This is a genomic window from Achromobacter sp. JD417, from assembly GCF_041879325.1.
GTDB lineage: Bacteria > Pseudomonadota > Gammaproteobacteria > Burkholderiales > Burkholderiaceae_B > Achromobacter > Achromobacter mucicolens.
Map to the genome: position 1 here is coordinate 713,471 of NZ_CP087159.1, position 13,621 is coordinate 727,091.

At 63.7% G+C, this 13,621-nt stretch carries 13 protein-coding genes and 1 tRNA gene; 11 read left to right on the forward strand and 3 right to left on the reverse strand.

Features of this window, described 5'->3' with window-relative positions:
• The first annotated feature begins 7 nt into the window (after positions 1-7).
• From LN047_RS03185 to LN047_RS03215, 7 genes are all read left to right on the forward strand, one after another.
• Positions 8-98, forward strand: a tRNA-Ser gene (locus tag LN047_RS03185).
• A 710-nt stretch (positions 99-808) separates the two neighbouring features.
• Positions 809-1,864 carry an N-acetyltransferase gene (locus LN047_RS03190; protein WP_373981145.1) on the forward strand — a complete coding sequence of 352 codons (1,056 nt, stop codon included), beginning with the start codon at positions 809-811 and terminating at the stop codon, positions 1,862-1,864.
• Entirely contained in the window at positions 1,842-2,216 is a 375-nt protein-coding gene (locus tag LN047_RS03195) for an ASCH domain-containing protein (protein ID WP_373981146.1), read from the forward strand. The genes LN047_RS03190 and LN047_RS03195 overlap by 23 nt, the downstream gene beginning before the upstream one ends.
• A 403-nt stretch (positions 2,217-2,619) precedes the next feature.
• Positions 2,620-3,552, forward strand: a complete 933-nt coding sequence (locus LN047_RS03200; RefSeq protein WP_373981147.1) for a LysR substrate-binding domain-containing protein — start codon at positions 2,620-2,622, stop codon at positions 3,550-3,552.
• Between the two features lie 194 nt (positions 3,553-3,746).
• Positions 3,747-4,685, forward strand: coding sequence for a hydroxymethylglutaryl-CoA lyase (locus tag LN047_RS03205; protein ID WP_346530031.1), 939 nt, complete (start codon positions 3,747-3,749; stop codon positions 4,683-4,685).
• 29 nt (positions 4,686-4,714) lie between these two features.
• Positions 4,715-5,893 (forward strand): CaiB/BaiF CoA transferase family protein, encoded by a 1,179-nt coding sequence (locus LN047_RS03210; RefSeq protein ID WP_373981148.1) that lies wholly within the window; start codon positions 4,715-4,717, stop codon positions 5,891-5,893.
• 69 nt (positions 5,894-5,962) lie between these two features.
• Positions 5,963-6,928: a tripartite tricarboxylate transporter substrate binding protein gene (locus LN047_RS03215; RefSeq protein ID WP_152383351.1), complete on the forward strand. Its 966-nt coding sequence runs from the start codon at positions 5,963-5,965 to the stop codon at positions 6,926-6,928.
• Here LN047_RS03215 and LN047_RS03220 read toward each other — a convergent pair.
• Both LN047_RS03220 and LN047_RS03225 read right to left on the reverse strand, forming a co-directional pair.
• A complete protein-coding gene (locus LN047_RS03220) occupies positions 6,867-8,195 on the reverse strand; it encodes a hypothetical protein (RefSeq protein ID WP_373981149.1) in 1,329 nt (442 codons plus the stop codon). The two genes, LN047_RS03215 and LN047_RS03220, sit on opposite strands and share 62 nt — an antisense overlap.
• A gap of 4 nt (positions 8,196-8,199) precedes the next feature.
• A complete protein-coding gene (locus tag LN047_RS03225; RefSeq protein WP_373981150.1) occupies positions 8,200-9,177 on the reverse strand; it encodes a Bug family tripartite tricarboxylate transporter substrate binding protein in 978 nt (325 codons plus the stop codon).
• 138 nt (positions 9,178-9,315) lie between these two features.
• Here LN047_RS03225 and LN047_RS03230 point away from each other — a divergent pair, with 138 nt between their 5' ends.
• On the forward strand, positions 9,316-10,218 hold the full coding sequence (locus LN047_RS03230; RefSeq protein ID WP_056327864.1) for a LysR substrate-binding domain-containing protein: 903 nt from the start codon (positions 9,316-9,318) through the stop codon (positions 10,216-10,218).
• 48 nt (positions 10,219-10,266) lie between these two features.
• Here the strand turns inward: LN047_RS03230 and LN047_RS03235 are convergent, their stop codons facing one another.
• Entirely contained in the window at positions 10,267-10,494 is a 228-nt protein-coding gene (locus tag LN047_RS03235; protein WP_056327865.1) for a hypothetical protein, read from the reverse strand.
• 220 nt (positions 10,495-10,714) lie between these two features.
• Between LN047_RS03235 and LN047_RS03240 the strand changes: the two genes are divergently transcribed.
• From LN047_RS03240 to LN047_RS03250, 3 genes are all read left to right on the forward strand, one after another.
• Positions 10,715-11,644 (forward strand): hypothetical protein, encoded by a 930-nt coding sequence (locus LN047_RS03240; RefSeq protein WP_142051260.1) that lies wholly within the window; start codon positions 10,715-10,717, stop codon positions 11,642-11,644.
• Between the two features lie 82 nt (positions 11,645-11,726).
• Positions 11,727-12,611, forward strand: coding sequence for a carboxylating nicotinate-nucleotide diphosphorylase (gene nadC / locus LN047_RS03245; protein ID WP_373981151.1), 885 nt, complete (start codon positions 11,727-11,729; stop codon positions 12,609-12,611).
• 19 nt (positions 12,612-12,630) lie between these two features.
• Positions 12,631-13,617 (forward strand): tripartite tricarboxylate transporter substrate binding protein, encoded by a 987-nt coding sequence (locus LN047_RS03250; RefSeq protein ID WP_373981152.1) that lies wholly within the window; start codon positions 12,631-12,633, stop codon positions 13,615-13,617.
• The last annotated feature ends 4 nt before the right edge of the window (positions 13,618-13,621 follow it).

Sequence of the window (13,621 nt, forward strand, 5' to 3'; positions counted from 1 at the left end):
TGCAGTAGGACAGGTGGCCGAGCGGTTGAAGGCGCACGCCTGGAAAGCGTGTATACGTCAAAAGCGTATCGGGGGTTCGAATCCCCCTCTGTCCGCCAGGATTCATACCAGCATTGCCCAACAATGCCCGGAAACCCGCACCAGCCTTAGCTGTGCGGGTTTTTTATTGCCCGGGCTTGCCCAGCAAGCACCACTAAAAGCAACCCCATAAATCGGATACTTTCGCGGGTAGCGCGGCATCAACAGGACAAAAATCGAAAAAATGCCCGTTTTGCATCGGCGAGAGATATCACCGCGCTCGCCCAAACTGAGAGACACCGCAATCCGCGCCGCGAAAGAGCGGGACAAGCCCTACCAGATGGCCGATAGCGGCGACCTGCATATTCTCCACGTTCATAGGCGTTTTTCGCCAGCATGGCCGCGATACCGTCGCGGCCATGGTCACCAGCCGCAAAGCGAGGTTTCCGCCTGCTGCGAGTATCAGACCAGACTAAGGAACGCGTGTAATGGAAGCGCGCTCCACGAACGAGCAGCACGCATAAGGGGCGTGAGGAACATTAAGTTTGGGGCCGTAGACTGTGCGTGTTCCCTTTATCAACGGAAGAGAGGACATTCCGTGGTGGGATGAAGGCGGGCATTCCAAGTGTTCACGGCTTGGCAAGTTTGCGGCAGTTGCACTTTACGGCATAGATATGTATCTGGTATCTGCCGTTCCCGACTTGCGCTCGTTGATTTACACCAGCTACAGTGCTGTTAAAGGGTGTGACTTAATGTCACAGCATGAGAGTTGTGAGATGGAGGAACCGTTGTGACTATCGAATATCGCGCGTTCGCTGATCTTGACTTGGCAGACCCCTTTTTCCAATCGTTGAAAGAGGACTACGCCGAATTCCCTATGTGGTTTGAAAGAAAAGCTCGGCAGGGAGAGTCCGCCTACGTTTTTCATTCTGATGAAGGAGTCCTTGACGGTTTTCTTTACTTGAAGGTTGAAGAAGACGCCATTGAGGATGTGCGTCCCCCTTTGGCCCCCGCACTGCGACTAAAAGTGGGAACGTTTAAGATTAACGCTCACGGTACAAAACTGGGTGAGCGATTCTTGAAGAAGATATTCGATCACGCCATTCATAGAAGTGTGGAAGAGATTTACGTGACGGTGTTCGATCATCACGAGGGACTACTGAGGCTGTTCGGCACCTACGGTTTCGAACGCATTGCATCGAAGTTGTCTAGCAACGGAGTGGAAGGTGTGTACCTCCGCCGGATGCGATCCGCATACGAGAATCCACTTAAGAGCTATCCACTCGTAAATCTTGTGGGAACTTCCCCGCATTTGCTGGCCCTCCGTCCTGAATGGCATACCCGATTGCTGCCTGACTCGATGTTGCGTAATGAAGACGCCCGAATTGTGCAGGATGTATCGCACACAAATAGCATCCATAAGGTTTACCTTGGTGCAATGCCTGGCATGGCAACTCTTAGGGCGGGTGATCCTCTTGTCATCTACCGGACGACCGACAACATGGGGCCGGCGGAGTATCGCTCGGTCGCCACGTCCATTTGCGTAATGGAAGAGTACCGGAATATCAATTCCTTCAGATCCCTGGAGGAATTCCTGGCGTACTGCAATCCATACAGCGTGTTCACAGAGGAAGAACTAGTGAACTTTTGGAGACAACGGAGGTATCCCCATGTGCTGCGCTTCTCCTACAATATCGCACTGAACAAGCGCCCGACACGCCAACGGCTCGCCGATGAAGTCGGCTTGAATCGAGCCGCTCGGTGGAGCTTGATACCAATTGACCCAGAACATCTGCTCCACATCGCAAACCTTGGTGAAATTGATGAAAGTCTTGTTGTCCATTAAACCCGAGTACGCGAACAAAATATTGAGTGGTGAGAAGAGGTTCGAGTTTCGCAAGTCGGTCTTCAAAGATCCTACAGTCCGAACTGTGGTCATTTACGCGACAATGCCAGTTGGAAAGGTCGTCGGCGAGTTCGACGTGGAGGCGGTGATAAGTGCATGCCCGGACGTTCTTTGGCGTAAAACTAAGGCCTTCTCGGGCATCACGCGAAAGTTCTTTGATCAGTACTTTTCGGGCCGAGAAATGGCTTATGCAATAAAGGTCAAGAAGGTCAGGAAGTATAGTGTTCCTCTTGACCTGAACTCGATCCTTCCTCATAGTCATCCACCACAATCCTTCTGCTATTTGTATTGATATAGCCGTGGCATGGATTGCCGCAACATTAGAGATCGGGTGGTGTTTTTCTGCCCGAAATCGCGGCTAGGTGGCGCAGTACGTTGTCGCCGGCGCGTGCGATGCTGTTCGGGCTCGCGCTGGCGGCCGCGGTTGCGATCGCGGTGAGGTCGTCGGTCCTGGCCAGGCGCTGCAGTCGCTTTCCCTAACGACGTACGGTCTTAGGGGTACGGCAGAAGGCGCTATGGCGAGTATTTTTATTGCAGAATCCCCTCATTCGAGCGGCTTTTATTAGAATACGCAGATGACCCCTCTGTCCGCCACGAATACCGGCAAGGCCTCACCGGCCAGCCAATAAAAGCCCCGATTTCCCAGAAATCGGGGCTTTTTGCATTTCCGGGAATCGTTACGGTACGCTCCTGCCATGACTTTTGACTCGCCGATTCGATCATCCGCGCCTCGCCTGGATCTCTACAGCCTGCAGGTCTTTGTGGCCGTGGTCGAAGAGGGCAGTATTGCGGCGGCCGCCACGCGTGAGCACATTGCGCCTTCGGCGCTGAGCAAGCGGTTGTCGGAGCTGGAGCGCATCCTGGATGTGGCGCTGATCACGCGGCACGCGCGAGGGGTGGAAGCGACGGGCGCTGGCCATGCGTTGGCGCGGCATGCGCGGGCGCTGCTGCATCAGGCGCGCGGCCTGACGGACGAGATCCGGGACTTTTCGTCGGGCGTGCGCGGGCACGTGCGCATTGCGGCCAACCTGTCGTCGATCACGCAGTTTCTGCCGGAAGATCTGCAGCGCTTTCTGGCTCTGCATCCCGGCGTGCAGATCGATCTTGAGGAAAACGTCAGTTCGGCGGTGACGCGCGCGGTGCAGGAGAACGTGAGCGATATCGGCATCTATACCCAGACCGACGACGACAGCGGGCTGCAGAGTTTTCCGTACCGGCGCGATGTGATGACGCTGGTAGTCAACCGGTCTCATCCGCTTGCTGCGCGCGAGCGCGTGGCGTTTGCCGACACGTTGGAATACGACCATGTCGGCATGCACCGGGGCAGCGCCGCGAACTACCTGTTCACGCGCGAGGCGGCGGCCATCAATCGGACGGTGCGGCTGCGGTTCCAGGTCACCTCGTACGATGCGCTGGTGTCGATGGTGCGCCGGGAGCTGGGCATCGGCATCGTGCCCGTGGAGGCGCTATCCCTCTTCGATTGCGGCGATCTTAGGATTATCCCTTTGACGGACGCGTGGGCGCGGCGCCAGCTCAAATTGTGCGTGCGCAGCAATGAACCCCTGTCCGGCGCAGCCCGGCTGCTGATGGAACACCTGCTGCAAGAGGCCGCCGCCTCCGGCAACTGAGGCAGGTCTTTCCGGATTCGGGCCCGGATGTTGCGCAGCAAAATCCAGACGTCCAACGCACGCGCCGGCGCGCGCAGCCATCGCGAATGGCGATGCCCCGCTGAAGATTCGCGATTTGTGCCGTGGCGGATGACCTCGGAAGATGACTCATCAAGCCCATGGACCGCCCGCCGCGCGGGCGCGAGGAGACAGAAGTGAGCCTTCCAAGCCGAGTGCAGATCGTGGAGGTGGGACTGCGGGACGGACTGCAAAGCGAGCCCGAGTTCGTGCCCACCGACACCAAGGCTGCCATCCTGAATGAATTGATCGCCGCCGGCGTGCGCCACATCGAGGCAACGTCGTTCGTGTCGCCCCGTGCCGTGCCGCAGATGCGCGACGCCGCGGAACTGCTGGCGCTGGCGGACAAGCAGCCTGGCGTGGTGTTGAGCGCGCTGGCGCCGAACCCGCGCGGCGTTGAACGCGCGCTGGCATCGCGTGCCGATGAGGTCGTGGTGTTCCTGTCGGCCAGCGAAAGCCACAACAGAAAGAACCTGAACCGGTCCGTGGAGCAATCGCTGCGCGACATCGAGGACGTGGCGGCGCTGTTAAAGGGTCATCCCATGCGGCGCAAGGGCGCCATCGCGGTGGCCTTCGGTTGTCCATTCGAAGGCGATATCGATATCGCCACGTTAAAGACCATCGTGGCCGAGTTTGCCCGACTGAATTTCGACGCCGTCACGCTGGGCGACACAACGGGCATGGCGACGCCGCGGCTGGTGCGCAAGACAGTCGACGCGCTGCGCGCGGCGTTTCCAGCCATGGACTTTTCCCTGCACTTTCACAACACGCGCGGCCTTGGGCTGGTGAATGTGGTCGAGGGGCTGCACGCGGGCATCACGTCCTTTGAATCGTCGCTGGGCGGCTTGGGCGGCTGCCCGTTCGCGCCGGGGGCGACGGGAAATGTCTGCACCGAAGATACGGTCAATCTGCTGCATGAGATGGACATCGAGACAGGCATTGACCTGGCGGCGCTGATCCAGGCGTCGCGGCATCTTGAACAGGTGATGAAGCGCCCGTTGTCCGGCCAGGTGATGAAGGCCGGGCCGCGTCTTGCCTTGCACGATTACGACGGCGCCGTGGCCGCCGTCGGCTGATTTCCGCAACCCTGGATTCACAAGAACCCATGCCTTTATCCGGATTCCGCATTCTGGACCTGACCCGCATCATCTCGGGCCCGTTCTGCACCTCACTTCTCGCCGACATGGGCGCAGAGGTCATCAAGATCGAGACGCCTGGCGAAGGCGACCCGGTGCGTGCCCAGGGCGTGATACGCGATGGCCTGAGCTGGTACTTCGCCAACTACAACCGCAACAAGAAATCCGTCACGCTCGACTTGTACAGCGAGGAAGGCAAGGCCGTGTTGCGGCGCCTGATCGCCGAATGCGATGTGATCGTCGAGAACTACCGCCCGGGCGTCATGCAGAAGATGGGCCTGGGCGACGAAGCGCTCAAGGCGCTCAAGCCCGACATCATTCATTGCAGCATCAACGGCTTTGGCACGACGGGGCCTTATCGCGACCGGCCGGCCTTCGATTTCATCGCGCAGGCGATGAGCGGGTTCATGAGCCTGAATGGCGCGGAAAGCCAGCCGCCCATGCGCGCGGGCCCGCCCATCAGCGATCTGGTGGCCGGCATGAATGGCGCGCTGGGCATCGTGGCGGCGCTGCTGCGCCGCGAGCGCACCGGCCAGGGCGACAGCGTCAGCGTGAGCCTTTTGGGCAGCATGATCGGCCTCTTGAGCTTTCAGGCGTCGAACTATTTTGCCGACGGCCGGCTGCCGGCGCGCACGGGCAACGATCACGGCATCGCGTCGCCCTATGGGCTGTTCGAGACGGCCGACGGGCAGGTCGCCATCGCGCCCAGCAACGACGTCGTTTATCACAAGCTGCTGGACGCGCTGGAGTTGGCCGAGCTGCGCGCCGACCCGCGCTTTGCGACGAACGCCGATCGCATGCGCAACCGTGGCGCGATCACCGAGGCCATCCAGACGCGCACGCGTCAGCACACCAGCGCCCACTGGATCGAACGGCTGAACCGGTTCGGCGTGCCATGCGGTCAGGTGCTCAACCTGCAGGAAGTGTTCGAGGACCCCCAAGTGCAGGACCAGCGCATGGCCATCGACGTGCCGCATGGCGACCATGGCGACGTCCGGATGCTGGGTTTCCCGATCAAGTTTGCGCAGGCTGAAGCCCGTCCCGTGCAACCGGCGCCCGCGCTGGGCGCCGATACCCGCGATGTGCTGCTGCAGTTCGGTTTTGCGCAGGACGACATTATTGGATTGCAGGAACGCGGCGTCATCTGAACGCGCCGCGGCAGGACCACCAAGGCGACACCGCCTGCCTATAAAGCAATAACGACGGAGACACATCACATGCTACGCAACCTTCTGCTTTCAGCTTGCGTGCTGGGCGTCGCGGCAGGCGCCCACGCCCAGGAGTCCTACCCGAATCAGCCCATCCGCATCATCGTGCCGTTCACGCCGGGCGGGGGCACGGACTTCCTGTCCCGCACGGTGGCCGCCAAGCTGGGCGAGACTACCAAATGGAACGTGGTGGCCGAGAACCGGCCGGGCGCTGGCGGCACCATCGGCATCGGCGCGGCCGCGCGCGCCAAGCCGGACGGCTACGAGATCGTCATGGGGCAGGTCGACAACCTGGCGGTTGCGCCTTCCATCTACAGCAAGCTTTCATACGACCCGGTCAAGGACTTTGCGCCGATCGGCATCGTGGGCGAAGCGCCGCTGGTCATCGTGGCCGGAAAATCCAGCCCCTACCAGACCTTGCAGGCGCTGATCGAAGCGGCCCGCAAGGCGCCCGGCGCAGTCAACTACGGGTCGCCCGGCGCCGGCACCATCACGCACCTGGCTGCCGAACTGCTTCAGCAGCGGGCGGACATCAAGCTCGTGCATGTGCCGTACAAGGGGTCGGGGCCAGCCATGGCCGACCTGCTGGGCGGACAGGTGCCGGTGATCTTCACGTCGATCCCGTCGGCAGCGCCGCAGCTCAAGGCCGGCAGCGCCGTCGCGCTGGCCGTGACCTCGCCGCAGCGCAGCCCGGTTCTGCCCGACGTGCCGACGGTGGCGGAGCTGGGTTATCCGAACTTCGACGTGCGAGTCTGGTATGGCTTGCTGGCGCCGGCCAAGACGCCCAAGCCCATCATCCAGACGCTGAACACGGAACTGAACAAGGTGCTGGCGTTGCCGGCGATGCAGGAAGCCTTGGCCGCTCAGGGCGCGCAGGCCATGCCCACGACGCCGGAGCAGTTCGCCGCGACCATCAAGCAGGACTACCAGAAGTGGAAGCCTGTGATCGAAGGCGCGAAGGTGAAGCTGGATTAAGCACGATCGGCGACACGTCCAGCACATACATCTGGCGTTCGCCTTCGTGCACGGAGTCGATGCAGACCTGCGTGCCGTCGCGGCTCCAGCGCGGATGCAGGTCGCAGCGGTTTTCCTTGGACAGGTTCGGGTCGGCATAGAAGCTTCCCAGCGCATGCCGGCCGCCCGTTTCCATGTCGTACAGGAACAGGATGCGCTCGTGCGTGGCGCTGTCCGGATAGGTGTCGCTGAGCAGCCAGCGTGTGTCGACCGGTGAAAACGTCATGTGGCCGTTCTCGGTCAACACGCCGTCGCCCACGACCTGCACGTGGCCGTCCGGGGCGTCTTCATACAGGTGGTAGTGGATGCTGCCGGCATGCGGGCCCCAGACGATGATCGAGGTGTCGTCGCGCCACAGCGGGTGCGAGATCTGGTACTCGGACTTCTCGTAGTCGAAGGTGCCCACCGCGTTCGGGTCGAAGTCGTCGGCCAGTTGCGGCAGCGGGTGGTCGGAGCATTCCAGGAGGCGCATGTCGCTGCCGTCCGCGTTCATGGTGATGAGGCGATGCAGGAAGCACGTTTCATCCGCGACGCGTTCGGTCCAGCGGTGCAGGAACAGGATGCGCGTGGACGAGGGATTGACCTCGATGTGGCTGACCCAGTGGATGGCCCGGTCCATCGACTCGCGCGGATGGAAGTTGCGCAGGTCGGCATAGCTGACCAGCAGGCGGTGAGCGCCGGTCTCCAGGTCCATCGCACGAATGCCGTCATCGGCAGGCGCGAGGGCGACGGGGCCGGGGGCATATTCGCTGTAGCCGATCGTCTGGTGGGTGATGTAGAGCCGGCGGTAGTCCACGCACAGCGCATAGCGGCTGTTGGGCGCGGCCACGTAGATCGGCAGGGGCAGCACGCGGGTCTGGCCGGTGGCGATGTCGTGGATGGCGCTACGAAAGCCGGGATAGACGCCGCTGTCGTCGGCACTGCGGCAGTTGTAGATCAGCTGCGGGCTGGGGGCGCCGTCCAGCCATTGCAGCTGGCAGCCCATCTGCCAGTTCCATGCGGCGGTCTCGCCCACCGCGTGATAGCGGTCGCCGTCTTGCAGGTCGAAGTAACCGACTTCTGCGCGCAATTCGGGCGTCAGGACGGCATCGGCGAAGGCGGTGCGGTTGGCAAGCAGATAGCGCCCGTCGCGGTGCCAGACGGTCTTGTTGTAGTAACCGAAGAAATGGTGGTGCGGCGCGTCGTTCAGACGGCGGCAGGCGATGGGCGTGGCAAACATGCGATTCATGGGTTCAACCCGCGGTGATGTGTTCGGTTTCGATGACCTTGTTCCAGCGGGCGCGCTCGCGTTCGACGAAGTCGCGAGCCGCTGCGGGCGAGTTGCCGACGGGGGTCATGCCCAGGCGTTCCAGGCCGCTGCGAAACGCGGGATCGGCATAGATCCGCTTCAGGTCGGCGCTGATCTTCTCGATCAGCGCATCGGGCACGTCCTTGCTGGCGGCCAGCGTGGTCCATGACGTGACGGTCAGGCCCGGCAGGCCGGCTTCGGCGGCGGTCGGCACGTCGGGCAGAGCGGGCGAGCGGCTAGCGCCCGTGATCGCAAGCGCCTTGAGCTTGTTGGCCTGGATGTAGCCGATGGTGGTGGGCACGTTCTCGAATAACAACTGGATCTGGCCGCCCAGCAGGTCGTTGGTGGCCGCCGAACTGCCGCGATACGGGATGTGCACGATGGGGGCCTGCGCGGACATCTTGTAGAGCTCGCCGACCATGTGCACGGACGATCCGACACCTGCCGATCCGAAATGCAGGGTGTCGGGCTGTGCCTTGGCCAGCGCGGTGAGCTCGGCCAGGCTGTTGGCCTGCAACGCCGGATTGGCGACCACGACGTGGGGCATCTCCGCCACGATGGTGATCAGCTTCAGGTCCTTGGCAGGCTGGTAGTTCAGCGCCTTGTACACGCCATAGGTCGCGTGCAGGCCAATGGAGCCGAGCAGCAGCGTATAGCCGTCCGGCCCGGAATCCGCCACGAACTTGCCGCCGATGTGGCCGCCGGCGCCTGGACGGTTCTCCACGACCACCGATTGCCCATACAGCTTGCCCAGGTGTTCGGCCAGCAGGCGGCCCTGGATATCGGAACTGCCGCCCGCCGTGAAGGGCACGATGATGCGCACGGGGCGGTCGGGATAGTTGGCCTGGGCCTGCGCGGTGAGCGGCAAGGCGGCACTTGCGAGCGTCAGGCACAGGGCCTGCAGAAGGCGGCGGCGATTCATGGTCATTTCCCCAAATAGTGGATGCGTGGCGGGCACATCTGACGGCGCCCTGGAAAAGCCAGTGTAGGAGCCGCCTGGTATTTGAAAAAATTCTTTTTTGCACATAGGCTATGCAGAATTGCCATACTCTGTGACGCCATGAGCCGACCGCTGAATTTCCGTCAGATCGAAGCCTTCCATGCGGTGATGCTGGCGGGCACCACCACCGGCGCGGCCCAGATGCTGCGCACCACCCAACCTTCCGTCAGCCGGCTGCTGGCGCAGACCCAGCAGGCCACCGGGCTGCGCCTGTTCGACATGGAGCGCGGGCGGCTGCGGCCCACGCGCGAGGCGAAGGATCTCTTCGATACGGTGCAGCGTCATTTCGTGGGTTTGGAACGAATCGAGGATCGGGTCGCGGCCATGCGCCGCAGCGGCAGCGGCGTGCTGCGGCTGGCGTGCACGCCAGCGCTGGGCCTGGGCATGTTGCCCGGCGCGGTGGAGGAATTCGCGCAGCGCTATCCGGATGTCCACATCAACATGCAGACCGTCGGCAGCCAATACTTGCGCGAAGGGCTGCTGCATGGAACCTACGACGTGGTCGTGACCACCGCGCCGCTGGAGGGGACGCAACTCGATTTGCGCACCCTGCACGAAAGCGCCGCCGTGTGTGTGATGCGGCCGGATCACCCGCTGGCCGCGCAGGCGAGCGTCGGCATCATGGATCTGCATGCGCGGCGGCTGCTGGTGCTCAATGCGGACGACGACGTGTACCTGCAGCTTCGCGGTGCGATGCAGGAACACCGGGTTCAGCCTGCGTCCGAAATCGAAACCACCTATTCATCGACGATCTGCGCGCTGGCCGCGGCGGGCAGCGGACTGGGCATCGTCAATCCGTACATTGCCGGCGTGTTTGCCGGCCAGTTGGCCATCCGGCCGTTCACGCCGCGCCTGCCGGTGCGCGTCAGCATGGCCTACCCGACGCAGACGGCGCCCTCGCTGGTGACGGAAGCGTTCGTGGAGATTCTGGCGGGCCGGTGCAGGGATTTGCCCCAACCGTAATCAAAACCGCCGGCTGGATGCCGGCGGTGGTCGGGTGACGGCTGCGCGTCAGGGCTTGGGCGTGTCGTACGACGTATCCAGCACGTCGTCTTCCGGCGTGATGACGCCGGGCTCGCCGGGTTCTGCAATGGCGCGTCCGCGCCGCGGCATACCGGCCACGACCTTGCTTTCATCGGGCATGGGCAGGGTTTCGGTGCCCTTGCGCGGGTCGGTGTGAGGCTTTTGTTCGTCAGCGGCCTTGGACGCGGCGTTCGGATCGGGAGAGGTTTTCAACATGGCGATTGCTCCGACTGCGCGCATGCCAGGATGGCGATGCGCCTGGACATGGACCTATCTTAGAACCGCCGCCGCGGGCAGGCTGCGTTCTGGATGTCACGATTGCAAGGGGCTGTTGCAGGACAACGGCCCCCAAAGTTGCCACACTGCATCCTTATAATCCTCACCTTCCCGCCGCCTTGCGCGCGCCGACACCCACACTTTCTTTTCCTCGCCTGCCTTGACCGAATCCGTCGAACGCTCCGTTCATGCTGAACTCGTTGCCGTGCTGGTGGCCGTCACCAACGGCGAGCCGCGCGTGCTGACCACGGACGATGCGCGCGCGTTGCCGGCGGGACCGTTCGAGCTGTCGCATCGTTCGCTGCAGGCCGGTTTGCGAGACTGGGTGGAAGCGCAGACGCACCATCCGCTGGGCTATGTCGAGCAGCTTTATACGTTCGCGGACGGCGACCGCTCCGATGAGTCGGGCGGGCGCGTCATCTCGGTCAGCTATCTGGGCCTGACGCGCGAGGCGGGCGAAACGGGCGTTGCGCAGGTCGGATGGCAGGACTGGTATCGCTATTTTCCGTGGGAGGACCGGCGCGCCGGCACTCCCGCGCTGGTGGATGAGGTGATCGTGCCGCGCCTGTCGGCCTGGTGCGAAGACAGTGCGGACGCCTCGGTCCGCGCGCGCCGCCATCAACGCGCAGCCATTACGTTCGGCCTGGACGGCGCCGCGTGGAACGAAGACATGGTGCTGCAACGCTACGAACTGCTGTTCGAAGCCGGGCTGGTGCCCGAGGCGGCGCGGCGCACCGGGGGCCAGGCCGCAGCGCCGGGGCAGCCGATGCGTCACGACCACCGGCGCATCCTGGCCACTGGCATCGCGCGCTTGCGCGCCAAGATCAAGTACCGTCCGGTGGTGTTCGAACTGATGCCGGACGAATTCACGCTGTTGCAGTTGCAGATGGCGGTCGAGGCGCTGGCGGGGCGGGGTCTGCACAAGCAGAACTTTCGCCGCTTCATCGAGCAGCAGGACTTGGTGGAAGAGACCGGCGCGATGGCGACCGGGACGGCCGGACGGCCCGCCAAGCTTTTCCGGTTCCGCCGGGATGTCCTGCTGGAGCGGGCCATTGCAGGCAGCAAGCTGCCCGTCTCGCGTGTCGTTTGACGCTTGACAAGGCTTATACTCATATTTAGCATAAGTGTTGCGCAAATCTCGCGCGCCTTTTTTTACGCTACAAATACTCAAAATGAGCATTAAAGCCGCAGTGCCCGCCGCCGCTGATCGCCTGCCCGTTCCGCCCTTGCCGGACGTCATGCTGGAGCCGCTTGTGCGCGCGGCGCTGCTGGAAGACCTGGGCCGCGCTGGCGACCTGACCACCGACGCCATCGTGCCGGCCGACGCCACCGCCCAAACGCGGCTGGTGGCGCGGCAGGAGGGCGTGCTGGCGGGGCTGGATCTGGCCCGACTGGCGTTCCGGCTGATGGATCCCAGTCTTGCGTTCACGGTGTCTCACCGCGACGGCACTGATCTGGCGCCGGGGATGGAGATCGCACGCATTCAGGGCAATGCCCGCGCGATGCTCAGCGCGGAGCGGGTCGCGCTAAATTTCCTGTGCCACCTGAGCGGCGTTGCGACCGCCACGGCGTCGATTGCGCGCGCGATTGCGGGTTACGGCGCGCGCGTCACGTGCACGCGCAAGACCATGCCGGGACTGCGGGCGGTGCAGAAGTACGCCGTGCGCGTGGGGGGCGGCAGCAATCACCGTCACGGGCTGGACGATGCGGTGCTGATCAAGGACAACCACATCGCGCTGGCCGGCAGCGTGGCGACGGCCGTCGAGCGCGCACGCGCCGGCGTCGGCCACATGGTCAAGATCGAACTGGAGGTCGACACGCTGGAGCAGCTTGAGGTCGCGCTGGCGCTGGGCGTGGACGTGGTGCTGCTGGACAACATGAGCCTGGACGACCTGCGCCGCGCCGTCGCCATGGCGCGGGGCCGCGCCATCACCGAGGCCTCGGGCCGCATCACGCCCGACACCGCGGCGGCCGTGGCCGCCACCGGCGTGGACCAGATCGCCGTGGGCTGGCTGACGCACAGCGCCAAGGTGCTCGACATCGGTCTGGACGCCTGAACTTTTATCGGCCCGCAAAATGAAACGCCTGCTGCTTTCGTCGCTCTCGCTGCTGACCCTGACCCTGACTGCCTGCGGCAATCCGCCGTCGGGCGAAGCGCCGGCAGACGCATCGTATCCATCGCATCCGATCACGATCGTCGTGACGTTTCCGCCGGGCGGCGGCACCGACCTGCTTGCGCGCCGCCTCGGCGCCAGCCTGCAGGAGTCGCTGGGGCAGCCGGTCGTGGTGGAAAACCGGCCGGGCGCAAGCGGCAATATTGGCGCGCGCATCGTCGCCGAAGCGCCGCCCGACGGCTACACGCTGCTGATGGTGAATAGTTCGTTTGCGATCAACCCCGGTGTCTACCGCAACCTGGGCTTCTCGCCGAAGCGGGATTTTGCGGCGGTCATCAACGTGGCCTTCGTGCCGTCGGTGTTCGTCGTGCCGGCCGCCTCGCCCCTGCGCAACCTGGACGACGTGATCGCTGCCGCCGTGCCGGACAAGCCGCTGCCCTTTGCCACATGCGGCAACGGCACGCCGCAACATCTGGCGGGCGAGCTGCTCTCTCGCAAGACGGGCGCGGTGATGCAGCAGGTGCCGTACAAGGGCTGCGGCCCGGCGCTCACGGACGTGACGGCGGGTCAGGTGGGCCTGGGGGTGGTGACGGCATCCAGCGCCGCGCCGCTCATTGCGGCCGGCAAGCTGCGCGCGCTGGCCGTGACGTCGCCGGCGCGTTCGCCGTTGATGCCCACGGTGCCGACCGTGGCCGAGCAGGGCGTGTCCGGCTACGCGCTGGATCAGTGGCATGGCCTCTTGACCCCGACGGCCACGCCGCCCGCAGTGGTCGACAAGCTGAATGCCGCGGTGGCGAAGATCGTGCGGCGGCCGGACGTGCAGGCCGCGCTGCGCGAGCAGGGTTTCACGCCTGCCAGCAGCACGCCGGAAGAATTCCAGCGAATGATCGGCGCGGATATCGACCGCTACACGGCGCTGACCGAGGCGATCGGGCTACGGGCGGATTGAGCTG